General features: G+C 62.6%; 25 protein-coding genes and 2 pseudogenes. 14 read left to right on the forward strand and 13 right to left on the reverse strand.

Features of this window, described 5'->3' with window-relative positions; translation table 11 throughout:
- Positions 1–18: 18 nt before the first annotated feature.
- The 6 genes from HFO71_RS15510 to hemC all read right to left on the reverse strand — a co-directional run bounded on the left by HFO71_RS15510 (position 19) and on the right by hemC (position 5,872).
- The gene (locus tag HFO71_RS15510; RefSeq protein WP_077977855.1) at positions 19–792 is read right to left on the reverse strand and encodes a glutamine amidotransferase; all 774 of its coding nucleotides are present in this window, start codon (positions 790–792) and stop codon (positions 19–21) included.
- Positions 761–1,246, reverse strand: coding sequence for a tellurite resistance TerB family protein (locus tag HFO71_RS15515; protein ID WP_077977854.1), 486 nt, complete (start codon positions 1,244–1,246; stop codon positions 761–763). The genes HFO71_RS15510 and HFO71_RS15515 overlap by 32 nt, the downstream gene beginning before the upstream one ends.
- Before the next feature lie 17 nt (positions 1,247–1,263).
- Positions 1,264–2,886 (reverse strand): heme biosynthesis protein HemY, encoded by a 1,623-nt coding sequence (locus HFO71_RS15520; RefSeq protein ID WP_077977853.1) that lies wholly within the window; start codon positions 2,884–2,886, stop codon positions 1,264–1,266.
- 4 nt (positions 2,887–2,890) lie between these two features.
- On the reverse strand, positions 2,891–4,159 hold the full coding sequence (locus HFO71_RS15525) for a COG4223 family protein (RefSeq protein WP_077977852.1): 1,269 nt from the start codon (positions 4,157–4,159) through the stop codon (positions 2,891–2,893).
- A 68-nt stretch (positions 4,160–4,227) separates the two neighbouring features.
- Positions 4,228–4,935, reverse strand: coding sequence for a uroporphyrinogen-III synthase (locus tag HFO71_RS15530; RefSeq protein ID WP_221959485.1), 708 nt, complete (start codon positions 4,933–4,935; stop codon positions 4,228–4,230).
- A 7-nt stretch (positions 4,936–4,942) separates the two neighbouring features.
- Positions 4,943–5,872, reverse strand: a complete 930-nt coding sequence (gene hemC / locus HFO71_RS15535; protein ID WP_077977850.1) for a hydroxymethylbilane synthase — start codon at positions 5,870–5,872, stop codon at positions 4,943–4,945.
- 72 nt (positions 5,873–5,944) lie between these two features.
- On the opposite strand from hemC, the gene tsaD reads away from it, so the two are divergent.
- The 6 genes from tsaD to HFO71_RS15565 all read left to right on the forward strand — a co-directional run bounded on the left by tsaD (position 5,945) and on the right by HFO71_RS15565 (position 10,037).
- On the forward strand, positions 5,945–7,054 hold the full coding sequence (tsaD, locus tag HFO71_RS15540; RefSeq protein ID WP_077977849.1) for a tRNA (adenosine(37)-N6)-threonylcarbamoyltransferase complex transferase subunit TsaD: 1,110 nt from the start codon (positions 5,945–5,947) through the stop codon (positions 7,052–7,054).
- Positions 7,051–8,034, forward strand: coding sequence for an NAD(P)H-dependent glycerol-3-phosphate dehydrogenase (locus HFO71_RS15545; protein WP_131640833.1), 984 nt, complete (start codon positions 7,051–7,053; stop codon positions 8,032–8,034). Before tsaD ends, HFO71_RS15545 begins: the two co-directional genes overlap by 4 nt.
- A 9-nt stretch (positions 8,035–8,043) precedes the next feature.
- Positions 8,044–8,337, forward strand: a complete 294-nt coding sequence (locus tag HFO71_RS15550) for a YciI-like protein (protein ID WP_003543605.1) — start codon at positions 8,044–8,046, stop codon at positions 8,335–8,337.
- Between the two features lie 2 nt (positions 8,338–8,339).
- A complete protein-coding gene (locus tag HFO71_RS15555) occupies positions 8,340–8,771 on the forward strand; it encodes an EVE domain-containing protein (RefSeq protein WP_003543603.1) in 432 nt (143 codons plus the stop codon).
- Positions 8,768–9,415, forward strand: coding sequence for a class I SAM-dependent methyltransferase (locus HFO71_RS15560; RefSeq protein WP_077977847.1), 648 nt, complete (start codon positions 8,768–8,770; stop codon positions 9,413–9,415). The genes HFO71_RS15555 and HFO71_RS15560 overlap by 4 nt, the downstream gene beginning before the upstream one ends.
- A gap of 364 nt (positions 9,416–9,779) precedes the next feature.
- Positions 9,780–10,037, forward strand: coding sequence for a CrpP-related protein (locus tag HFO71_RS15565; protein ID WP_025396307.1), 258 nt, complete (start codon positions 9,780–9,782; stop codon positions 10,035–10,037).
- 66 nt (positions 10,038–10,103) lie between these two features.
- Here HFO71_RS15565 and HFO71_RS15570 read toward each other — a convergent pair whose 3' ends face one another.
- From HFO71_RS15570 to speB, 6 genes and pseudogenes are all read right to left on the reverse strand, one after another.
- Positions 10,104–11,906, reverse strand: a complete 1,803-nt coding sequence (locus HFO71_RS15570) for an adenine deaminase (RefSeq protein ID WP_077977846.1) — start codon at positions 11,904–11,906, stop codon at positions 10,104–10,106.
- Positions 11,907–12,071: 165 nt separating this feature from the next.
- Positions 12,072–13,042, reverse strand: a pseudogene (gene lhpI / locus HFO71_RS15575) (bifunctional Delta(1)-pyrroline-2-carboxylate/Delta(1)-piperideine-2-carboxylate reductase).
- Between the two features lie 156 nt (positions 13,043–13,198).
- A complete protein-coding gene (locus HFO71_RS15580) occupies positions 13,199–13,846 on the reverse strand; it encodes an amino acid ABC transporter permease (RefSeq protein ID WP_025396304.1) in 648 nt (215 codons plus the stop codon).
- A complete protein-coding gene (locus HFO71_RS15585; RefSeq protein WP_077977845.1) occupies positions 13,843–14,511 on the reverse strand; it encodes an amino acid ABC transporter permease in 669 nt (222 codons plus the stop codon). The genes HFO71_RS15580 and HFO71_RS15585 overlap by 4 nt, the downstream gene beginning before the upstream one ends.
- Positions 14,512–14,655: 144 nt before the next feature.
- The gene (locus HFO71_RS15590) at positions 14,656–15,453 is read right to left on the reverse strand and encodes a transporter substrate-binding domain-containing protein (RefSeq protein WP_077977844.1); all 798 of its coding nucleotides are present in this window, start codon (positions 15,451–15,453) and stop codon (positions 14,656–14,658) included.
- A gap of 84 nt (positions 15,454–15,537) precedes the next feature.
- Positions 15,538–16,599, reverse strand: coding sequence for an agmatinase (gene speB / locus HFO71_RS15595; protein WP_183594561.1), 1,062 nt, complete (start codon positions 16,597–16,599; stop codon positions 15,538–15,540).
- Positions 16,600–16,794: 195 nt separating this feature from the next.
- Between speB and HFO71_RS15600 the strand changes: the two are divergent.
- The 3 genes and pseudogenes from HFO71_RS15600 to HFO71_RS15610 form a co-directional block, all read left to right on the forward strand.
- Positions 16,795–17,052: pseudogene (locus HFO71_RS15600) on the forward strand (TOBE domain-containing protein); the annotation flags it as partial.
- Between the two features lie 131 nt (positions 17,053–17,183).
- Positions 17,184–18,053 carry a LysR substrate-binding domain-containing protein gene (locus HFO71_RS15605; RefSeq protein WP_170268951.1) on the forward strand — a complete coding sequence of 290 codons (870 nt, stop codon included), beginning with the start codon at positions 17,184–17,186 and terminating at the stop codon, positions 18,051–18,053.
- Positions 18,054–18,230: 177 nt separating this feature from the next.
- The gene (locus HFO71_RS15610) at positions 18,231–18,584 is read left to right on the forward strand and encodes a RidA family protein (protein ID WP_077977842.1); all 354 of its coding nucleotides are present in this window, start codon (positions 18,231–18,233) and stop codon (positions 18,582–18,584) included.
- Between the two features lie 73 nt (positions 18,585–18,657).
- Here HFO71_RS15610 and HFO71_RS15615 read toward each other — a convergent pair whose 3' ends face one another.
- Complete coding sequence (locus HFO71_RS15615) at positions 18,658–19,149, reverse strand: hypothetical protein (protein ID WP_077977841.1); 492 nt, start codon at positions 19,147–19,149, stop codon at positions 18,658–18,660.
- Positions 19,150–19,464: 315 nt separating this feature from the next.
- Between HFO71_RS15615 and sdhC the strand changes: the two genes are divergently transcribed.
- The 5 genes from sdhC to HFO71_RS15640 all read left to right on the forward strand — a co-directional run bounded on the left by sdhC (position 19,465) and on the right by HFO71_RS15640 (position 23,777).
- Positions 19,465–19,860 (forward strand): succinate dehydrogenase, cytochrome b556 subunit, encoded by a 396-nt coding sequence (sdhC, locus tag HFO71_RS15620; protein ID WP_025396296.1) that lies wholly within the window; start codon positions 19,465–19,467, stop codon positions 19,858–19,860.
- 10 nt (positions 19,861–19,870) lie between these two features.
- Positions 19,871–20,251, forward strand: a complete 381-nt coding sequence (gene sdhD, locus HFO71_RS15625; RefSeq protein ID WP_025396295.1) for a succinate dehydrogenase, hydrophobic membrane anchor protein — start codon at positions 19,871–19,873, stop codon at positions 20,249–20,251.
- 6 nt (positions 20,252–20,257) lie between these two features.
- Positions 20,258–22,099, forward strand: coding sequence for a succinate dehydrogenase flavoprotein subunit (gene sdhA / locus HFO71_RS15630; RefSeq protein ID WP_077977840.1), 1,842 nt, complete (start codon positions 20,258–20,260; stop codon positions 22,097–22,099).
- Positions 22,100–22,117: 18 nt separating this feature from the next.
- Positions 22,118–22,897: a succinate dehydrogenase iron-sulfur subunit gene (locus HFO71_RS15635; RefSeq protein WP_017989667.1), complete on the forward strand. Its 780-nt coding sequence runs from the start codon at positions 22,118–22,120 to the stop codon at positions 22,895–22,897.
- Between the two features lie 364 nt (positions 22,898–23,261).
- Positions 23,262–23,777, forward strand: a complete 516-nt coding sequence (locus HFO71_RS15640) for a protease inhibitor Inh/omp19 family protein (RefSeq protein WP_077978075.1) — start codon at positions 23,262–23,264, stop codon at positions 23,775–23,777.
- The last annotated feature ends 11 nt before the right edge of the window (positions 23,778–23,788 follow it).

The following is a 23,788-nucleotide window of genomic DNA, read 5'->3' on the forward strand; positions in this document are numbered from 1 at the left end:
CCTAAAGCGCGATGCTCTTTAGGCGCGAAGAGCGATAGAGGACGTCGCCTTCGCCGTCTTTCCCTCGAAGACGATGTCGAGAAATTCCGTCAGCCAGGCTTTCAGCGGCGCGTCGAACAACATGCGGCCTTCGAGATGTTCGCGGCCCTGCTGGGCATTCGGCAGGATGAAGCGATGGGCGCCATGCACGACCCAGCGATGCATCATCACCCGAGTCAGTTCGGCATGGAACTGCAGGCCCCAGGCGTTGCCCTCGTAGCGGAAGGCCTGGTTCGGATAGGCATCGCCTTCGGCGAGCAGATCGGCGCCGCGCGGCAGCTCGAAGCCCTCGCGGTGGAAATGATAGACCATCTTCGGCCAGTGCATCAGCAGGCGGCCCTTCTCGGTCGGGTGCAGCGGATACCAACCGATCTCCGTCGAGCCGTCGGCATTCGACTGCACCTTGCCGCCGAGATGACGCACCAGCATCTGCGCGCCGAGGCAGATACCGAGATAAGGGCGCTTTTCCCGGAGCGGAATGTCGAGCCAGTCGATCTCCTTCTTGACGAAGTCATCGGGATCATTGGCGCTCATCGGCCCGCCGAAGACGACGGCGCCGGCATGGTCTTCAAGTGTTGTCGGAAGGGGCTGGCCCAGAACCGGGCGACGGATATCGAGGCGGTAGCCCTTTTCGACGAGCAATTGGCCGACACGGCCGGGGCTCGACCGCTCCTGATGCAGGACGATGAGGATCGGGCGCCTGTCGCGGTTCTTGATTTGCTCAGTCGGCATCATCTTGTGCAACCTGGACATCGGTCACCCTGGCGGCGGCCTCCTGCCGCTTCTGGATGCGCTCGCGTGAGGAGACGCCGAGCAGATCGGCGATACGCCAGATCACATGGTCTTCCATCTCGCTGCGCTCGCCATCGGCATAGACGATGTCCCAGAGGATGCCGATCAGCTCCAGCCGCTGCTCGGTATTGAGATGACGCTTCAGATCGGCGGTGAAGCGATAATAGTCGACAGCGGAGCTTTCGGCCTCGAGACCCGCCGCCATCAGAGCATCGAGCTGCTTGCCGTCGAGCGCATACTGCTCCTTCAGGAGTTTGCGCAGCCGCTTCTTCTCGCTGGCTTTGATCTGACCGTCGGCCTCCATCACCTGCATGCAGAGCGCTGCCACCGTGATGCGCGGATCATCAGGGGCGAAACCTTTCTTAGGACTGTCGGCGGTGAGCTTCTGGAAGAATGCCTGAAAGCGTTCGAACATGCGGTTTTCGTTCCATTTCAAAAAAGGCGGAGCCGTGTCTTGGGTTCCGGTTCCACCCTGGGGTCGCGAACGCCCGGATCATCCGGCAGTCCGCCAAAGAAAGGTTTCGCCTCGCTTGGCGCCGGCGCTTTATCGCTCACGGCCGGTTCGGCGGGTTTTGGTTTTGCCGATGGCGGTGCCGGTGCCGGCGTGGGGCGCACAGCCTCGGCAATCGTCGCGGCGCGTTCCAGCTCAATGATGCGATGGTCGTTGACCGGGCTTTCCGGCCTGACGTCACGCAGCGGCGGCAATGTCTTCAAAGCCGTTTCGATCGAGGCAGGCGTCGAACCGTCTTCGAGCGCACCCTCGATCTGGCCGAAGGGCGCCTTCCATTCGAAGGCGTCGAGGCGGCCGGTCACGGGGGATACCGGCAGCCATTTGTCCGACACGAAGCCGTCTGCCACCCAGGCCGGATCGCGCGGCGCCTTGAGCGCCTGGGCCAGCCAGTGGCGCACGCGGCCCTGGTCTCCGGTCTCGGCTTCTTCGATGTCGGCCAACAGCAGATAGGCGGCTTCACGCGGCTGCATGCGCGCCGCTGCTTCCGCTTTGGCGCGAGCCTTGGCGAATTCCTGCGCGTCGAGGGCTGCCTGGGCGACGACGAGAAGGGATTCGACGTTGTTCGGGCGCTGCCCTTCCAGCCGCTCGGCGCGCTTCAGCCGGTCGAGCGTCGAATCGCCGCTGCGAGCCCTGACATAGGCTTGGCCGATCTCGGGATGAGGTGCCGATTTCCATGCCTGTTCGAGGATCGAGGCGGCCTTGCGGACGCCGCCTTCGCGAAACAGCGCCTTTGCGGCGATGAGGGCTGCCGGAATGAAATCGGAGGCAAGCTTCAGCGCCTGCAGGGCGTCGTCACGGGCGCCTGTCGGGTTGCTTTCCAGCTTCTCGCCGGCACGTGCCGTCAGGAGGACGGCGTGCAGACGGTTGGCTTCGGCCTTTTCGACGACGCGGGCGGCCTTTTGCTGTTCGAGCAGGCGGATCGCATCATCCCAGCGGCCGGCCTGGCTGCGATATTCGAGCGTCGCCTGTGCGGCCCAGGGCAGATAGGGCGCGTTGTCGGCTGCCTTTTCGGCATATTGGCGGGCGGCCTCGTTGGCGCCGAGACGGCGGGCTTCCAGATAGAGGCCGCGCAGACCGAGTTCGCGTGTCTCGGGATCGTTGGCCATGGCCTCGAACTTGGCGCGCGCCTCATCATGGCGACCTTCGATCAGGGCGGCCTGGGCCTCGAGCAGGTTGATCAGCGGTTCCTGATCGGCGCGGATCAGGCCGCGCGAGCGGGCGGCCATCTTGCGGGCGAGCAGCGCATTGCCGGCGCCGGCGGCGATCAGGCCGGTCGACAGCGCCTGATACCCACGGTCCCGCTTGCGGGCGCGGAAATAACGCGTCACCGAATGCGGCGAGGTCCAGACCAGCCGGACGAACCACCAGGCGATCATCATGGCGGCGACCAGCGCGATGATTGCGCTGGCGGCGACGATAAGCTTTGTCTGGTAGATCTGGCCCTCCCAAATCAGCGAGAGGTCACCGGGACGATCGGCGAGCCAGGAGAAGCCATAGGCAAGGAGCAGCACGAAGAGGGCGAAGACGACAAGACGGATCAGCATGGTCTCATCCCTCCTTGCCGGTGCCTGAGACCGCCTTCGACAGCGCCCCGCCGACCAGTTCCTCGACGCGTATGCGCGCTTCGAGCGACTGCTTGAAGGCGGCGGACGCCTGTTTGCCGGGGGCGGGCAGGCTGTTCCATTCGGCGGAAGCGCCGGGCAGGTCGCCGTTCTTCACCTTCTCCTCCATGCGGGCGGCGATGGCTTCGACGCTTTCACCCTCGATATTGCCGACGGGACGAACGCTCACCAGCGATTTGGCGCTCGACATCAGCCGGTCCGACCAGCTCTGGTTCGAATCCGGCTGGTTGACGGCTCCGACGATCGCGGTGGCGACATCGGGAACCTCGGCCACCAGCTCGGTGCGTGAGGGAACGCCGGTTTGGGCAAAGGCTCTGAGGTCAGCGACGGCTGGATCGTCGGGGGCAACGCCGGCGAAGGTGTCGAGCTCGGCCAGGAACGGGCCACCGCGATCGATCGCCGCCTTCAGGGCGGCGGCCGCGATCGCCCGGGCAACGGCGACGTCCTCGCGCGGCTCGTTCAGCTTCTTTTCGGCCTCTTCGAGGCGCTTGGCGATATCGGCGCCGTTCGTCGTCTGCTGCTCGGAAGACTGGGCAAGCGTCGAGCGCAGTTGGTCGACCTGACCGGTCAGTTCCGCAATCTTCTGATTGAGTGCATCGACGTTAGCAGAATCGGCCGGTGCGGCGACTGCGGGGGCCTTTGCAGCCGTTTCCAGCGCAGCGACGCGTTTCGCAAGCTCGCCGTCGTCCGTGCCCGCCGGATTGGCGGCAAGGTTGGCGACGGTCTGTTTCAGGCCGTCGATCTCGCCGGCAAGATCGGCCGTCTCCGGCGATGTCGTCTGCGGCGTGGAGGAGCCCGGGAGGTAACCCGCATACTGGATGGCGCCGGCGCCAAGCAGCGCCACGAGGCCGCCGAAGATGCCGGCGGCAATCAGGCCGGAGGTGCCGGCGCTCTTCGGCGCGGGCTGTTCAGGAGGAGGGGTGAAGGAAGGTTCTGGAGCTGCCGGTTCCTCCTCCGGCGCATCCATCACGGGCTTCTCTTCATCTTCGGCATGCGACGCAGTCTCGGTTTCGGGCGCCAGGCCGGCATCGGCGGTAGTGCTGTCGGCCTCGCCGGTTTCATTGTCTACCGGTTTTTCGGTATCGGCTGCAGCGGCGAATTCCTGTGCATCGAGGTCGATCGTGACCGGTTCGTCGGCGCTCTTCGAATGGCGTGGCGGGTTTCCCGATACCATGAGGTCCTCTTTATCCTGCATTGCAACGAAACTAGACAGTGATGCCAGTTAAGGGAAGAGGTTAGATCAAATTTGGGCAGCTAGAGCCTTCAAAGCAGCGACAAAAGGCTTTTCTCTTCCGGCATCTGCGAAATCACTACGCTTTTTCGAAGTGCCGCCGGAACGGCCTCGGCCACGGCCTCGCTAAGGCAGAAAAGGCGGATTCCGCTGTGTTCCGGCAGGGCGGATCGCAGTTCCGGCACGCGAAAGAAATCCTCGGCCGTCTGCCGGGAATAGAAGAGAATGGCGTCAGGGCCAGACCTTGAGAAAATCGCTTCGATCTCGGCCGAGCCGGGAACGATCGGCTGCATGCGATAGCATTCGGCGACGGAAAAGCGGATGCCGAGTTCGCGCAAACCTGATTCGAAAGTTTCGGCGCGGGGCCACCCGGCAAGATAGAGCAACCCGTCGGCGCCCCGCGCCGCGACGAGATCGGCGAGATCACGGCCGTTGCCCTGAGATGAGGCGACCGATCGGAAGCCGAGGCTGCGCGCCTCTTCCGCCGTCGTTTCGCCGACCGCAAAAAGCGGACGGGCAAGATGCGGGGGAAGTTTCTCGCCGAGCGCGGAGAGGACCCTGATGGCTTCGGCGCTGGTCACCGCGATTGCGCCACTGGTGATGGCGAGCGCGTCTGCGGCGGCATTGCTGTCGTGCAGCGGCTGACGCAGCGGCAGCAGCAGCGGCTCGTGGCCCATATCGCGCAGACGTTGTGCGGTTCTCGTCGCCGAATGCGCGGGGCGGGTGACGAGCACGCGCATGGCCGCTTCAGTGCCAGTCGTCGAAAAAGGCGCTGCCGGCCCTGGCGCGCACGTCCTGGCCGGCGCGGGTGCCGAGTGCTGCCGCATCGCGGCGGTGGCCGTCGGTCGTCACTGCATGCTGGCTGCGGCCGTCGGGGGTGATGATGAGGCCGGAGAACCGGATCAGGTCGCCTTCGCAGACGGCATAACCGCCGATCGGCGTGCGGCAGGAGCCGTCGAGCGCGGCGAGGAAGGCGCGTTCGCAGGAGACGGTGTCGAAGGTCGGGCCATCGTTAACAGGCGCCAGCAGATCGTCGACCCGGGCGTCGCCGATGCGGCTTTCGATGCAGATCGCTCCTTGCGCCGGCGCCGGCGGGAAGGTGTCGGGGTCGAGGATATCGGTCAGAACGTCGACCTTGCCGAGACGCTTCAGACCGGCAAGCGCCAGCAGGGTCGCATCAACCTCGCCCGCTTCGAGCTTGCGCAGGCGCGTTTCGACCAAGCCGCGGAAGGTGACGACATTGATATCCGGCCGCATCCGGCGGATCAGCGCCTGGCGGCGGAGCGACGAGGAACCGACGGTGGCGCCATGCGGCAGGTCGATCAGCTTTCGGGCGGTGCGGCCGATGACGGCGTCGCGGATATCCTCGCGCGGCAGGTAGGCGGAGAGATAAAGCCCCTCGGGCAGCTTCGTCGCCATGTCCTTGGCGGAATGCACGGCGAAATCCAGCTCGCCGGCGGCAAGCTTCTGTTCGAGCTCTTCGGTGAACAGGCCCTTGCCGCCGATCTCGGCCAGCGACCGGTCGGTGATGCGGTCGCCCTTGGTGGTCAGCACGACGATCTCGAACATGTCCTCGGGCAGATGATGCGCCGCCATCAGCCTGTCGCGGGCCTCATGCGCCTGGGCAAGCGCCAGCGGACTGCCTCGCGTGCCGATCCGGAAAGGTTTTGTTTGCATCCGCTCTATTCCGTTGTTACCGGAGTTCTCGTAAACGGGTTTCCATCCCATCGCAATCAACGAACAGGCTTCATGGTTCCCTTTCTGCGCATCCTTGGCATCGAAACGAGCTGCGACGAGACCGCCGCCGCGGTCGTCGAGCGCGATGCTGAGGGGCATTCCAACGTGCTGTCGGATGTCGTGCTTTCCCAACTCGACGAGCATAGCGCCTATGGCGGCGTGGTGCCAGAGATCGCCGCACGCGCCCATGTTGAGGCACTCGACGAGCTGATCGAGGAAGCGCTGAAGCGCGCCAATGTGTCGCTCAACGACGTCGACGCCATCGCCGCCACGTCGGGCCCGGGGCTGATCGGCGGGCTGCTGGTGGGATTGATGACCGGCAAGGCGATCGCCAGAGCCGCCGGCAAGCCGCTCTATGCGATCAACCATCTCGAAGGCCATGCGCTGACGGCGCGGCTGACGGACGGGCTTTCCTTTCCCTATCTGATGCTGCTCGTCTCCGGCGGCCATACCCAGCTCATCCTGGTGCGGGGCGTCGGACAGTACGAGCGCTGGGGCACCACGATCGACGATGCGCTCGGCGAAGCCTTCGACAAGACGGCAAAGTTGCTCGGCCTGCCCTATCCCGGCGGCCCGGCGGTAGAGCGGATGGCGCGGGACGGCAATCCCGATCGCTTCGATTTTCCGCGGCCACTGGTCGGCGAGGCGAGGCTCGATTTCTCCTTCTCTGGCCTGAAGACGGCGGTGCGGCAGGCGGCGCAGGATATCGCGCCGCTCAGCGATCAGGACGTCGCGGATATCTGCGCCTCGTTCCAGAAGGCGGTTTCGCGGACGCTGAAGGACCGTATCGGCCGCGGCCTGCAGCGGTTCAAGACGGAGTTTCCGGCGACATTCTCAGCGACTGGCGAAAAGCCGGCGCTCGTCGTTGCCGGCGGTGTCGCCGCCAATCTTGAACTGCGCGGCACGCTGCAGGCGCTGTGCGACAAGAACCGTTTCCGCTTCGTCGCGCCGCCGCTCAGGCTCTGCACCGACAATGCCGTGATGATCGCCTGGGCGGGACTGGAGCGGATGGCGACCGGCGCCGCGCCGGATGCGCTCGACGTGCAGCCGCGCTCGCGCTGGCCGCTCGATTCCAATGCGGAAACGCTGATCGGTTTCGGAAAACGAGGGGCCAAGGCATGAGCGAAAACATCGCCGTCGTCGGATCGGGGGCTTTCGGCACGGCGCTTGCCGCCGTCATCGCGCTTGCCGGCCGCAGCACCGTGACCCTCGTCGGGCGCGATCCGTCACTGATTGCCGATCTGAAGGCCGAACGGCTGCACGATGCGGTGCTGCCCGGCATTCTCCTGCCCGATACGCTGGAATTTTCCGCCGAGGCGGATGCGATCACTGGTGCCCCCATCGTGCTGTTTGCGATGCCGTCGCAGGCGCAGGCTGATGCGGCGCGGCAATACGGACCTTATCTTTCCAAGGATGCTGTCGTCGTTACCTGTGCCAAGGGTATCGAACGGGCGACCGGCCATCTTTTGACCGACATGCTGGAACGGGAGCTGCCGGATCATCCCATCGCCGTGCTCTCTGGCCCAGGTTTTGCCGCCGATATCGCCAAGGGCCTGCCGACGGCGATGGCAATTGCTGCAGCCGACATGGAAATTGCCGAGCGGCTCGCTCAGGCGATTTCCGGGCGGACTTTCCGGCTCTACGCTTCCAACGACCGGATCGGCGTGCAGCTCGGCGGCGCGCTGAAGAATGTGCTGGCGATCGCCTGCGGCATCGTCGAAGGCCGTGGCATCGGCGATTCCGCGCGCGCGGCGCTGATTGCACGTGGGCTTGCGGAAATGTCGCGTTTCGTCGTCGCCAAGGGCGGGCAGGCGGATACGGTGCGCGGGCTTTCCGGCCTCGGCGATCTGGTACTGACGGCAACGAGCCATCAATCGCGAAACCTGCGCTTCGGCATCGCGCTCGGGCGCGGCGAAAAGACCGATCCTCTGCAGGGTGCGCTGGTGGAAGGCGCGTTTGCCGCCTCTGTCGCCTCGCGGCTTGCGGCGGAGTTGAAGGTCAGCATGCCGATCACAGACGCCATTTCCGCCATCATCGACGGCAAGCTCGACATATCAGAAGCGATAGAGCAGCTGATGACGCGTCCGATCACCACCGAATAGGAGACAGACATGCTTTTCGCCCTTCTCTGCAAGGACAAACCGGGACATCTGAACGTGCGCATGGATACGCGTCCGACGCATATCGAGCATCTGAACAAGCTGAATGCCGAGGGCACGCTGAAGATCGCCGGGCCGTTTCTCGATGACGACGGCAAGCCCTGCGGCAGCCTGATCATCGTCGAAGCGGAATCGAAAGAGGCGGCGCGTGCGCTTGCCGATGCCGATCCCTATGCCAAGGCCGGACTATTCGAAAGCGTCGACGTCAAGGCCTACAACTGGGTCTTCAACAAACCGGAAGCGTGAGCATGGCGCACTGGCTCTATAAATCCGAACCCGCCTCCTGGTCCTGGGAGCAGCAGAAGGCTGCCGGCGAAAAGGGCACTGAATGGACCGGCGTCCGCAACTATCTGGCGCGCAACAACATGCGGGCGATGCAGATCGGCGACAAAGGGTTCTTCTATCATTCCAATGATGGGCTGGAGATCGTCGGCATCGTCGAAGTCTGCGCCCTGTCGCATCCCGATTCTTCCGCCAAGGGCGATCCGAAGTGGGATTGCGTCGATATCCGCGCCGTCATGGACGTACCGAAGCCGGTGACGCTGAAGGATGTCAAGGCGAGCGAGAAGCTCGCCAAGATGGCGCTCGTCACCTCGATGCGGCTTTCGGTGCAGCCGGTGACCGAGGAAGAATATCTCGAAGTCTGCCGGATGGGCGGGCTGGACAATCCGCCGCGTTGAAGACCGATCCGCAAGCCTTCATCCGCGCCAATACCAGCCTGATGCCGCCGCAGCATGTGCCGGAGATTTCGCTCTATCTGGCGAACGAGGCGCATGAGCTCTGGCTGAAGACGGAGGAGGAACTGGAGGCGATCGGCCTGCCGCCGCCCTTCTGGGCTTTTGCCTGGGCAGGCGGGCAGGGACTGGCGCGCTACATCCTCGATCATCCGGAAACGGTGCGCGGCAAGCGCGTGCTCGATTTCGCCAGCGGTTCCGGCCTTGTCGGCATTGCGGCGATGATCGCCGGTGCCCGGGAGGTCACTGCCTGTGATATCGATCCCTGGACGGAAGCGGCCGTCCGGCTGAATGCCGAGGCCAACCGTGTTTCGCTCGGATTTACCGGCGCCGATCTGATCGGGCAAGCCGTCGATGCCGATATCGTGCTTGCCGGCGACGTCTTCTACGACCGCGCTTTCGCCGATGCGCTCGCTCCCTGGTTCGCCAAGCTGGCAGCCGACGGCAAGCCGGTGCTGGTCGGCGATCCCGGACGCAGCTATCTGCCTCGGGATCGGCTGGAATTCTGCGCGGTTTATGAGGTGCCGGTAACACGCGCGCTGGAGGACAGCGAAATCAAGAAGACGACGGTGTGGCGGTTCGCTTCCTAGGTCGGATCGACTTTAGGACTCGATCATTCGCGATCACCGGACCCTTCTCAAGCAAAGCAAAGCAAAGCAAAGCAAAGCAAGGCATGCTGTGGTCTCAGCCGGAAGCGACCGGCGTGAGCCCGCATGATATTGCATTCTAACATGTTACCCTCTTTGTAATTGTTATGACCAAGAGTATGTGCGGTCTTTCTCAGGGGTACAATCGGTAAAGCAACGGCTTCTATCAGAAGCGTTATGTTGCTATATCAGATCGTTATGCTGCGCCGCTTGTCACAGCAACTGTCCCTAATTAACCCATTAATTAGCATTCACTTGCATGCGCGGACTGCGATGCTACCGTCGCCCACATCGTGGGGGATCGCGTATGACAATTGAAGAGCTGATCGATCTACAGGAAGCAGGCTCGAGGGCGCGGGTGCTCGGCCTGAAGGCTCACGAAAACCCATACCTCGCCGCCCATAGGATGCCGACTGGTGATACCAGTGCCCTCGGAGATTGGCTTGCGCGTCACGACGCGTGGAAGTTCGGTTGGGAAGCGGAGGACGCCAGCCGCGAAGGTAGGATTGTTACGCACTTCAAGGAGCTGATCTCGATTGCCAAACGAGGTGCACTCGATGCGTAACGTTAGGTTTTCTTGCCCCGCCACAGCGAAGGATCGGCGCCTCTTTCACCATCGGATTGCCAGCGTTCAGGCCTTTTCGAAGAGCGGTGAGATCACCATTTCCGGCACCAGCACCAGGCCCTTGTCGGTTATCCGGATTTCCGGGATGACCGACAGCGGGATGAGGTTGAAGCCCATATAGGCGATGGTGCAGCCTGCCCTTTCCCATTCGAGCTTCAAGGCCTTTACCTCGTCCGCAACCTGGTGCACGCGCTTGTCGGACAAAAGCCCGGCGATCGGCAGCGGCACCATGGCCGTCACCTTGCCGTCCATGACTACACAGACGCCGCCCTGCTTTTCTTCGATCGCGTCGAGCGCCACCTGCATGTCCGCGGCATTCGTGCCGGCGACGATGATGTTGTGGCTGTCGTGGCCGACCGAGGATGCGACAGCGCCTTGTCTGAGCCCGAAGCCGTTGAGCAGCCCGTGGGCGACATTGCCGGCAGACTTGCCGTGACGTTCCACCACTGTCACGAAGCAGAGATCGTGCTTGTCGAAATGGGCTTGCCAGTCATTGGCCGGGTCCAGCGTGACGGTGACATGGCCGAGGGTAATGCCAGGCAGCTCCGTCCTGATCGTATGAGCGACGACCGTCTCCGTCGGCAGGTCCGGCGTCAGCCTGAGATTTTTGGGCAGCTTGACCGTGTGGTAGGCGGCATCCCGATAGCGGTACGGTTTCGACAGGGCTTCGTCGAGGATCGGCGTGATCTTCTTGCTGTCGACGACGAGTTCGCCACCATACCAGGTGCTGACCGGCGTAAGGTCGTCGCTGAGAAGCACCAGGTCGGCGCGCCGCCCGCCGCCCAGACCGCCGATTTCGCCTTCCATGCCGAACCGCGTCGCGCCGTGCAGCGACCCCATCGCCCAGGCCTGTTCCGGCCTCATGCCGTATTTCACGGCTTCGCGCGTTACCCAGTCCAGGCCGAAGGCGAGCAGATCTTCGGCATCGCGGTCGTCGGTGCAGACGGCGACGCGCTTGTGGGAGGCGCCGAGCTCGGTGATCGTCTTGATCGCCTGCGGCAGGGAATGCCAGGGAGTCGTCGGCGGGCCGCCGCGCAGGAAGATCCACACGCCAGCTTCCAGCAGGTCGTCGGCAATGTCGCGGTCGATGGCTTCATGCGTGTCGGTGACGCCGGATGCGGCATAGGCGGCAACAAACTCTCGTCCGTAGACATGGCCCGACACCGGCCTGCCGCGCTCGAGCGCTGCGGCCAGGATCGCATGGCTGCGCTCGTCGCCCATCGCAACAGGGACAAAATCCATTTTCTCACCGAGAGCCACGGCTTCCGGCCATTTGTCGAACAGGGCGGCGATCTTGTCCGGCGTCAGGTCGCCGCCGGCCGTTTCCAGATCCGGCGTCGTCGCCGGCACGGTGCTCGGCACGGTCAGGAAGATCGACAGCGGCGCCTGCCGTGCATCCTCGAGCATGGCCTCGACGCCAACGACGTCCATGACATTGCCGATCTCGTGGCTGTCGCAGAAGATCGTCGTCGTGCCGTTGAGGAGCGCGGCTTCGGCATAGGCGCAGGCCGTCACCATCGAGGATTCGATATGGATATGCGGATCGACCAGGCCTGGGGCGATGATGCCGCCCCTGGCGTCGTAGAGCTTGGCGCTCCCGCCTCTGTAGCTGCCGGCCAGCTTCACGGCCGCAATGCGGCCCCCGGAAATCCAGACTTCGCGTCCGTCGAGAACGCGCTCCGAATAGGTGGACAAGACGCGTGCGCCCTGGATGACCAGGTCTGGTTCGCGACGAGCGGAGGCGACATCGGCAAGGCGGCGGGTCATGGTCGAGAGCGGCTGAACGGAGAAGCGGGTAAGCGTGCTCATGTAAACCTCATTTCCAGGGCTCGGGGGAGAACTGGCGAGATTGTAAGGAACGCCGTCAGGGGAGGGAAGCACGAATAGTTCTTGTCTCCGGCGCAGGTCCAGGACTACCGGAGCAGGGCGACAGGCGCGTTCCGATCATTCGCGATCATCCGGACCAAAAAGGCGTCAGCCGGCGATCAAAACGGCTTCATACACCATCGTCGCGGCGGCAAGATCGGCCAACGCCGTTCCGACGGCCTTGTAGAGAGTGATCTCATCGTTGGACGTCCGCGCTGGAACATCCCGGCGGCACGCTCGTCAAGTGTCGCACGCACCGCATCTGCAGAAATGACGCCGGTTTTGATCGGCTGGACCAGATCGCCCGCTTCGTGAAGGGCTTCGTGCGTGTCGATATAGGCAGATGAGCGCCGAAAGGCCTCGTCATCGGCCTCGCGCATCGCCGGGGTGAAGCCGCCGATCAGATCGACATGGATGCCCGGCCGCAGCCATTCGCCGCGGATAAGCGGTGCTGTCGCCAGCGTCGCCGCGCTGACGATATCGGCCTGCCGCACTGCTGCTTCCAGATCCGTGACGGCAGTGGCCTGGAGCCCACGTTGCCGGAGGCTCTGCGCCAGCCGTTCGGCGCTGGCGGGATCGATATCCCAGATATCGACATGCGCGATCGGCCGGACGGCGCGGTAGGCATCGGGTATGAGGCTCGCGACGCGGCCTGCGCCGATCACCAGCAGACGGCGTGCGTCTTTTCGAGCAAGATAATCCGCGGCAAGGGCCGATGCCGCTACCGTGCGGCGCGCGGTGATCGTGTTTCCGTCAAGGAGCGCAAGCTGCATCCCGGTCCGGCCATCATAGAGCATGTAGGTCGAGGTCAAACCGGGAATGCCGCTCAGCGTGTTGCCGGGAAAGACGGTGACGATCTTGATGCCAAGGTAGCGCTCCGACCGGTGCGTTTCATGCCAGGCCGGCATCAAAAGCAGCGTCGCATCCGGCTCGCCGCTATTGGCTATCGTGTGGTGAAGCCGCACCGGCACGACACAGCCTTCGGCAAATGCTTGCCGCAGGGTCGCGACCAGCGGGCCGAAAGGGAGGAGCTCGCCCGTTGTCCGGGCATCGAGAATACGGATTTGTGTGTCGGTCATTGAAGCGATCTCCCAGTAATTTCTGACTGCTGGATAAAGCGAGTTCTGTGTGATTGAACGAGAGCGCGTCGCCTCTGCGCGGCGTACCAGCTTCAACCGGCATCGCCCTTTGGAAAAAACTTCGTTGCGATCGGAATACGGAGCCTTGAGCACCGCTCAGGCAAACGCCGCTTTCTTCTCCAGCATTCTGGCGTATTGCGTCAGCGGATAGCACAGGGCGAAGAAGATCACCGCGACGAGACCGTAGACCTTGAAAGGTTCGAAGGTCGCGTTGTTGATGGCGTTTGCGGTTTTCAGCAGTTCGTCGAAGCCGAGGATCGAGGCCAGTGCGGTGCTCTTGATCAACTGGACCAAGAACCCGACGGTCGGCGCGCGGGTGATCCGGAAAGCCTGCGGCAGGATGATAAGGCGAAGTTCGAGGAGACGATGCAAGCCCAGGCTGGCTGCGGCGTCCCATTGCCCGCGCGGCACCGCCTCGACGCCGCTCCGCCAGATTTCGGCAAGATAAGCGCTGGCGTAGAACGTCAGGCCACAGACGGCGGCGGTCCATGACTCGATCCGGAAGCCGAGCATCGGCAGGCCGAAGAACATCAAAAACAGCTGCATCAGGAGCGGCGTTCCCTGAAACAGGGCAATGTAGCCGGACGCGAAGCTGCGCGGCCAGCGTGTTTTCGATATCCGCGCAGACAGGATCGCCAGGCCAACGATGGCGCCGCCGGCAAAAGCTGCGAGCGAAAGCAGCAGGGTCCAGCGTGTCGCGAAGACAAGATTGCGCAGAATGTCCCAGAAGGTGAACTCAATCATGCCAGACCGGCTCCCAGAAAACGGCGCTTCCCGGCGAAAAGGAGCCGGCGAAGTGCGGCAGACATCGAAAGGTAGATCAACGTCGCCACCAGATAGGTCTCGAAGGAGCGGAAGGTGCGCGATTGAAGCAGATCGGCCTCCTGCGCCAGCTCGCGGACGGATATTTGCGAAACCACCGCCGATTCCAGCATCATGATGATGATCTGGCTGGTCAGCGCCGGAAAGATGATGGCGATCGCCTGCGGCAGAATGATCTTGAAGAACACCAGCCGAGGCCTGAGACCGAGTGCCTGCGCCGCCTCCTTCTGGCCTCTCGGTATGGCATCGAGCCCGGCCCCGACCACCTCGATCGTGTAGGCCGCCATGTTGAGGGTCATGGCAAGGACGGCGGCAGTGATCGGATCGAGGCGAATGCCGAGACTAGGCAAGCCAAAGAAGATGAAGAACAGCTGCACCAGGAATGGCGTGTTGCGCATGATCTCCACATAGAGGCCGACGGCCTTGCGCAACCAAGGATAAGGTCCCCGGCGCGCGGCTGCGCCGAGAATGCTGAGAACGATCCCGAGGACCGATGTGGAGACAGTCAGGGCAAGCGTCGTGCCTGCGCCATACGCCAGAGCTCCCATTCCGTCCCAAAGCCAATTGAAGTCGAGGCTGTATCTCATCGCTTGTCCTTTGAAGCCGGATAGTCCGGGTGGGGCCGGCCCTGAAATCTGGATCCGCCTCTCAACCAAAGAATTGGAGCATGATGCCGCTTGAACGCTTGCAGTTTTCGGCATCATACTCGGGTGCGTGGGAGGCCTTCCTCGTCAGTCCTTCAGGTTTTCAGTGTTGAGCGACGCTTTCAGCCAGCTCTTCGAGCTTGCATCGAGCGACCCATCGGCGATCATTGCGGCGACGCTGTCATTGACGACCTTCTTCAGGCCTTCCTCGCCCTTGCGGAGCGCGATGTGCGAGGGGGAGCTGAGGAGCTGGAACTTCTGCTCCGGCTTCAGCTCGTCCTGTCGTGCCAGAACCTGCGCGCCGACATCGTTGCCGACGACCATCAACTGGGTCTGGCCGGAGATGAAGGCCTGGATGACCGAATTATAGTTCTCGAAACGCTGGATCGCAGCCGAGCCGGGGGCGACGGCCGTCAGCGACGTGTCTTCGAGCGTCCCGCGATTAACGGCAACGGTCTTGTCGGCGAGGTCTTCCTTGCCGCTCACCTTCAGCGCAGCCGGACCGATGACGGCGATATAGTAGGGGGCGTACGGGGCGGCAAAATCGATAACCTCGGCGCGCTCCTTCGAATAACCGACGCTCATCAGCAGGTCGACGCGGTCGTCGTTCAGGTAGGCGATCCTGTTCTGGCCGGTAACGCTGACCAGATTGAGTTTCACGCCGAGCCCATCGGCGATCTTCTGGGCGACGTCGACGTCATAGCCCTTGATGCTCATATCGGCGCTTGCCGAAGAGAAGGGCGGGAAATCGGAGAAGATGCCGATGTTGATCTCGCCTGCGGCCTTGATATCGGCAAGTTCGTCGGCCTGCGCGGCCCCTGCCAGGATGCCGAACACGGCAATTGCCGCGGTGGCGATGTAGCGTAATTTCATAAGAGCAGTCATGTCGTTCCCCTTTTTGAGACGTGTTGTGCGACAGGTGATGGATGGCAGCGGGCAAGAGGCACGCTGCCCGTGTGGAGCTGGTTCTCAGGTCACTTTTGTCCTGACCGCGGGACTGAACATCGCGAGGCACAGGAGTTCGAACAGGACCTGAGCGGCGATCTGCGCGGTGTTGGTGGTGTTGTCGTATTGCGGCGCGATTTCCACGACGTCGCCGCCGACGAGGTTGATGCCCTTGAAGCCGCGCAGCAGGGTCAGGGCCTCCCTCGGCTGAAGCCCGCCGACTTCCGGCGTGCCGGTTCCCGGAGCGAAGGCTGGATCGAGGCTGTCCACGTCGAAACTTAGATAGGTCGGACCGGCGCCGACGACCTCCAGAGCCTTTGCGATCACCGCCTTGAGGCCCATCTCCGCCACCTCTTCGGCGTGGATGACGGTCATGCCGGAGGCAAAGGAGAACTCCCAGAGATATTCGCCGCCGCCGCGGATGCCGATCTGGATCGTACGCTTCGGATCGAGCACGCCTGCCAGAACCGCCTCGCGGAAGGGCGCACCGTGATGGAACTTCGAGCCCTCATAGGGACCGGCGGTGTCGCAATGAGCATCGATGTGGATCATGCCGACCGGCTGGCTAGCCGCCAGGCCCTTGAGAATGGCGCCGGAGATCGAATGGTCGCCGCCGACCGACAGCGGGATAACTCCGGTCGCCGCGATCATCCGGTAGCAGGCCTCGATGTCGGCATGGCATTCGGCCAGGCCGAACCGGCTGCGCATCGGCACGTCGCCGACATCGGCGACCTTTAGCCCTCCCATCGGCGCGACACGCAGAACATGTTCGTAGGGACCGATACGCTCGACAGCCCGGACGGCCCGCGGCCCCAGCCGCGCGCCGGCGCGATTGGTGACGCCGAGGTCCATCGGCACGCCGATCAGAGCCACGTCAAGCGCCTCAAGCACCTCGGGCCGTAAACCGTTCTCGATGAAACTGGCATCCAGAAAGGTCGCAGGATCGGCGAAGGGCCATTTGCGGCTGTCGCCGTCCTTGAATACGCTCGCCGCCACGGCGCGGAAGTGCGGATCTTCCATCTCCCCGCCTGCAGCGCTGCCGAAGCGCTTTCTTAAGTCTTCCAGAAAATCCCGGTCAATGGTCAAGACAGGCTCCCACGGTATTGATGCTGGCATCATCATCGGGGCCGCCCGCTTCTCTTGGAACCGCGAAAATTCGAGAGGGGATATAACGATTCCTGATAGCTCGGATCCGCCGAGGCTCCGCGATGCGGGCAATGCGTTCTGCGGTATGTTCAGAAAATTTTATAAGCCGGCGAGAATTTTCCACTACCGCGGTTCGCAACCTCAGGCGCTGCCGAGATTTGCGTGAGGCCGGAAAGCGTCGAGATATCGTCCGGCGCTCCGGGTGCCGGAGCCATGACCGGACGCGTTGCCGACGTCGTGACACTCGGTGCCTTCAGGCATGTCGTTCTGGACCTCGTCAGTGGCGACCGCATAATCTCGGCTTGCCCGAACCGTCCAGACATAGCCTTCGCGCGCGGGCAGGAGATCAGCGTTTCCATTCCCCCCGAGGCATGCGTTCTCTTTGCGCGATAAGCTGGCATCGACCGGGCGCAGCTTGCGCTGCGCCGGGGCTAAGGGTCACCAGTTGCCGGAAGGACATGGTTCGTCCAATATCCACTTACGGGCAGAGAGGCCCTCGCCTCTCGATCGCCACAAAGTATAGAATGCGGCTTCCGATGCTTGATCTTGATTCCTATCTGCTTCGTGCATTTCTGACCGTCGCGGAGATCGGCACCGTCAATGGAGCAGCCGTCAAGCTGAACAGAACGCAGGCGGCCGTGAGCATGCAGATCCGCAAGCTGGAGGAGCTTGTCGGCGTTACGCTGTTTTCGCGTTCGTCAAAAGGCCTCGAGCTCACGAGCCATGGGCAGATCATGCTGGCTTATGCCCGCGAAATGGTCGCCCTCAGCGACGAGGTCGGGAAAAGGCTGACAGGCAAGATGATCGAGGACCGCATTCGCCTCGGCGTCGTTGAGGACTTCGCAGCCGGCCACCTGATCGACATTCTTAGTGCCTTCAGAGCCCAGAACCCGAAAGTCGAGATCGACATCATTGTCGAGCCGAATCGCCGCCTCGCCAAACTGTTTGAAGACAGGAAGCTGGATCTCGTGGTTTGCGACATCACCTGCCTCTCGCGAAAACCGACCCTGATCTGGACCGAATATTTGATGTGGACGGTCAGATCCGACTTCGTGGCGGATGCGGAAAAGCCGCTTCCCATCATTATGTTCGAGGAGGAGTGCCCCTGGACGCTCCCGACGATTGCGGCGCTGTCCCAGCGGAACGTCAAGTGGAAGACGGCGTGCGTCGCATCGACGCTGGTCGCTATGGCGACCGCGGTTCGCGTCGGTATCGGTATCGCGCCAATGATGCTCAACACGAAACCGGAGGGCTGCCGGACGCTTGACAGATCGGCGGACCTGCCCGGTCCGGTGCGCATCGAGATCGGTCTCTATGCTCAACCCGAGACGGCCGAAGGCGCGCGCTACCTTGTGGACTTCATTTCGCGGCATACGGCCATATTGTCCAGCTAGAGCATGATGCCGAAAAGTGTGATCGGTTTTCGGACAACATTCTGCTCGAGGAGCGTTCAGCTTCCATTATATCGGGTCAATTTAATTCGCTCTACCGGACTGGCGAGCGAAGCCCCACAGTGATCCATGAAGGGTCGACGACCCAATCTCAAGCATTCATGGAAGTCTGCGAATACGATGATGGGGCAAGCCAAAGTTGACGAAACTCTCCTCGCGGCTGCCGCCTATCTGCCCGGCCAGGTCGCAAACCTCACGAGGGGAGCGAGCGTGACGGCGCAAACCAACGAAATACTGGAGCGCATCGATGACATGCTGCTGCGCGAAGGTACCGACAAGTCAGAGATCATTCTCGCCAACATCTGGCTCAGGGACCTTGCCTCATTCGAAGAAATGAACGGAGCCTGGGATGCTTGGATGCCGAATAGCGGAACGCCACGGCGGGCGACGTTTGAGGACAAGAATCTCCCGCCGATGTGCGCCATCCGTATTGACGTAGCCGCGTCGCGAAAGAGTGGGGCCGGGCAAATTTGAGCCGCCTGCGTTCGTCATCTTCCTACCCTTGTCAGCGAAGCCGGACCGGAATTGCGCCCTTCGGCATCATGCGCTAAGGCCGGATGACGCAGACATTGGCCTCATAGGTGCAGGGATCGTCCTGCACTGCAATATCGATGACTTTGGCCTTTGGGGCTAGCGGCTCACGCCGTGCGGGGGGATAGAAGCCATAGCCCTCGCCGCCGACATAGGTTCCGCCATCGGCCTGATAGACGTAAGACGTGCCGGCATAGGTGTCGCCGACGTCGCGCTGCGCCTGGGGTACGACGACAACGATATTGTTGCGGGTGACGCGGTTGGTCGCCGGCGAGGAAAAATGTTTCAGGAACGGCATCCGTTCTTTGCGGTTCCGAGCTCGATAGGCATTGTCGAAACGGATGCTGCGATTGCGCCAGTTCACACGTTCGCCGAGAAGCAGTCCGCCATGAAAAGCGTGGCGGTGGTCGGAAAAGCGGCGATCATGACGGCGGTCGCCGGCTTCGGCGGGAAGTGCAGCAAGCGCGGACAGGGCAAGCAGGGCGACTGCGGACAGACTGCGAAACATGGGTGACCGGCCTCCGGAATTCCGATCCCTAACAAATCGTTAACGCCAGATTGCGCCAAAAGCCGGAGCTTGTCCATTCAGCTCGGACAACCGGCACAAAATTTGAGCGGAAAAAACCAGTTTCTTTAGCCTGCAAACTTCCCGGTAACGCGAATCGATTAAATTAAAAGCAGACAGCGATTGTGCTTGTCGTCGGCGTTCCCGGTGATTAAACGTCGCAATTGATGCAACGCACACAGAGAATTTTGTCATTCGTGTGGTTGACTGAGCATGCTCCGAAATCCGGGAGCGCAGAGAAGCCGCCGCGAGGTTCTGATGGCGAACGTGACAAATAACCGGCCCCTATCGCCGCATCTGCAGATCTACAAACCTATTCCCACCATGGTCATGTCCATCGTTCACCGCATTACCGGTAGCGCGCTCTACGTCGGCACGCTGCTCGTCGCCTGGTGGCTGATCGCGGCGGCAAGCGGCCAGGGCTCCTATGACTGGGCCAACTGGGTGCTCGGCAGCCTTCTCGGCAAGCTCGTGCTTCTCGGCTACACTTGGGCGCTGCTGCACCACATGCTCGGCGGCTTCCGCCATCTCATGTGGGACCTCGGCTATGGCTTCGGGAAAGAGTTCTCGACCAAGCTCGCCATCGCCAACATCATCGGGTCGCTCTGTCTGACCGTGCTGGTCTGGGTGATCGGCTTCCTCATTCGCTTCTGAAGGTCCTCTCATGGATATGCGCACCCCCCTCGGCAAGGTTCGCGGGCTCGGCTCCGCCAAGGACGGCACGGATCATTTCTGGCGTCAGCGACTGACGGCCGTCGCCAATGTTCCGCTCATCCTCTTCTTCGTCATCTTCATGCTCGCCTATGCCGGCGCGCCTTATGCGGATGTGGTTCGCGCGCTGTCGAACCCCTTCGTCGCGGTCGTCATGGGGCTGATGGTGATCTCCGGCGTCATTCACATGAGGCTCGGCATGCAGGCCATCATCGAGGATTATGTGCATGGCGAATTCGGCAAGGTCGCTCTCCTGATGCTGAACACGTTCTTTGCGATCCTGATCGCCGGCCTCTGTCTCTTCGCCATTCTGAAAATCGCATTCGTAGGATAAGCTGATATGGCACCGACTTCACCCGCCCAGAATGGCAAAGCCTACAAGTATGTCGATCACTCCTACGACGTGATCGTCGTCGGCGCCGGCGGCGCCGGGCTGCGCGCCACGCTCGGCATGGCCGAGCAGGGTTTCCGCACGGCCTGCATCACCAAGGTATTCCCGACCCGCTCGCACACGGTCGCGGCCCAGGGCGGCATCGCCGCCTCGCTGCGCAACATGACGCCGGATAGCTGGCAGTGGCATCTCTACGACACCGTCAAGGGTTCCGACTGGCTCGGCGACGTCGACGCCATGCAGTATCTCACCATGGAAGCGCCGAAGGCGGTCTATGAGCTCGAACATTACGGCGTGCCGTTCTCGCGCAACGAGGAAGGCAAGATCTATCAGCGCCCGTTCGGCGGCCACATGCAGAATTACGGCGAAGGCCCGCCGGTACAGCGCACTTGCGCCGTTGCCGACCGTACCGGCCACGCCATCCTGCATACGCTCTACGGCCAGTCGCTGCGCAACAATGCCGAATTCTTCATCGAGTACTTCGCACTCGACCTGATCATGTCGGAAGACGGCAGCCGCTGCGTCGGCGTCGTTGCCTGGTGCCTCGATGACGGGACGATCCATCGCTTCGCCGCCAAGATGGTGGTGCTGGCGACCGGCGGCTACGGCCGCGCCTATTTCTCGGCCACATCCGCCCACACCTGCACCGGCGACGGCGGCGGCATGGTGGCGCGTGCCGGCCTGCCGCTGCAGGACATGGAATTCGTCCAGTTCCATCCGACCGGCATCTACGGTTCGGGCTGTCTGATCACCGAAGGCGCGCGCGGCGAAGGCGGCTACCTCGTCAACTCCGAGGGCGAGCGCTTCATGGAGCGTTACGCTCCTTCGGCCAAGGACCTAGCCTCGCGCGACGTCGTTTCGCGCTGCATGACGCTGGAAATCCGCGAGGGCCGCGGTGTCGGCAAGGCGAAGGACCACATCTTCCTGCATCTTGATCATCTCGATCCGGCCGTCCTTCATGAGCGCCTGCCGGGGATTTCCGAGAGCGCCAAGATCTTTGCCGGCGTCGACGTAACGCGCGAGCCGATCCCGGTTCTGCCGACAGTTCACTACAATATGGGCGGCATTCCCACGAATTATTGGGGCGAAGTGCTGAACGCCGACGGCGCCAATCCGGAACGGATCATCCCCGGCCTGATGGCTGTGGGCGAAGCCGGCTGCGCCTCGGTGCACGGCGCCAACCGCCTCGGCTCCAACTCGCTGATCGACCTCGTGGTCTTCGGCCGGGCCGCTGCGATCCGCGCCGGCGAGGTCATCGACCGCGCAGCGCCGATCCCGCATCTCAACGTCGCCGCCTGCGACAAGATCATGGACCGTTTCGACGGTCTGCGGCACGCCAGTGGCGGCACGCCGACCGCGGAACTGCGCGAGAAGATGCAGCGCGCCATGCAGGAAGACGCCGCCGTCTTCCGCACGCAGGAATCGCTGGAATCCGGCTGCCGGCGTATCTCGGCGATCTGGGGTGAGATGAAGGACATCAAGGTCACCGACCGCTCGATGATCTGGAACTCGGATCTGGTCGAGACGCTGGAGCTGCAGAACCTGATGGCAAACGCCATCACGACGATCTACGGCGCCGAGGCCCGCAAGGAGAGCCGCGGTTCGCATGCCCGAGAAGACTATACCGAGGGTGCATTCGCCGGCCGCGATGACGTCAACTGGCGCAAACACACGCTCGCCTGGGTGAACGAGGCCGGCGACGTGAAACTCGACTACCGGCCGGTTCACACCGAGCTCATTGCCGAAGGCATCGATCCGCACAAGATCGAGCCGAAGGCTCGCGTGTACTGATCTCAAGAGGAACCGGACATGGTTGAACTCGCTCTCCCCAAGAATTCTCAGATGCGCGAAGGCAAGGTCTGGCCGAAGCCGGCGGGTGCCAAGAACACCCGCGAATTCCGCGTCTACCGCTGGAGCCCGGACGATGGTCAGAACCCGTCTATCGATACCTTCTACATCGATATCGACGATTGCGGACCGATGGTGCTCGACGGTCTGCTCTACATCAAGAACAAGATCGACCCGACGCTGACGCTGCGCCGTTCCTGTCGCGAGGGCATCTGCGGCTCCTGCGCGATGAATATCGACGGCACGAACACGCTGGCCTGCACCAAGGGCCTCGACGATATCAAGGGCGCGGTGAAGATCTATCCGCTGCCGCATCTGCCCGTCGTCAAGGATCTGGTTCCAGACCTCACCAACTTCTATGCCCAGCATCGTTCGATCGAGCCGTGGCTGAAGACGGTGTCGCCGGCGCCGGCCAAGGAATGGAAGCAGAGCCACGAGGACCGGCAGAAGCTGGACGGCCTCTATGAATGCATCCTCTGCGCCTGCTGCTCGACCTCCTGTCCGAGCTACTGGTGGAACGGCGACCGCTATCTCGGTCCGGCCGTTCTGCTGCAGGCCTATCGTTGGCTGATCGATTCCAGAGACGAGGCGACCGGTGAGCGCCTCGACAATCTCGAGGATCCATTCCGCCTCTATCGCTGCCACACGATCATGAACTGTGCGCAGACCTGCCCGAAGGGCCTCAATCCGGCCAAGGCGATCGCCGAAATCAAGAAGATGATGGTCGAGCGCCGGGTTTGATCAGCATGCATACCGATGGCGGTATAGACGGCTTCGATCCCGAAGCCGTCACCGAGATCAGGTCGCGGTACGCGAACAGCGAATGCGCATCGGTCCCGGTGCAATCATGCAGTGATGCACTATTCCGAGACATTGCGCGCGTTCGACAGCGATCCTGACAGAGATGAACACGCGCAACACCTTGCTGACAAATTCTATGTGCAGGAAGTTTTGCAGCGGGACAGTTGAACTGTATCGTTTTTCGGTTAGTTGTTGTCACGGGCAATTTATGCCGCCCGACTTGATTAACCAAAGCGAATTACGATAATCGGACTTGTCTCACGCCCGTTTCTCTACGGCGATGGCCGAATTCAGGAGTATGATGATGCAGTTGCGATATGCGATGACAGGTCTGGTGGTGGCTCTCGCGCTAGCCGGTTGTCAGCGTACGGCATATGATTACAGCTCCAACGCCAGTGCCGGCCCGGCGCCGTTGACGGCGCAGCCGGTTCCCTCGGTGCAGGGTGGGCAGCTTCCACCGCCGACCGGCAGCTCGCAGTTTCCGGCTGCACCAGCGTCGACGGCGCCGATGCCGGGCGTCCAGCCCGGCGCAATGGCCGCGAATGCGCTCGATATCACCAAGGAATCGATGGTCGGAAGCTGGCGTGTCAACGGCAGCTGCGACATGTTCCTGACGCTGACCAATCTCGGCAGCGGTTCGCGCGGTGGAACGCGCGGCTGCGTCGGCGAGCTGACGGCGATGGGCTCCTGGGAGGTCGCCGGCAAGCAGGTGCTGCTCAAGGACCGCTCGGGCAACCAGCTCGGCAGCGTCTACAAGACGGCCGACAACCGCTTTGAGGGACAGACGAGCACGGGCCAGTCGATCAGCCTCAGCCGGTAAATGTTCCGGCG

The organism is Rhizobium laguerreae (genome assembly GCF_019778565.1).
Taxonomy (GTDB): Bacteria; Pseudomonadota; Alphaproteobacteria; order Rhizobiales; family Rhizobiaceae; genus Rhizobium; species Rhizobium laguerreae.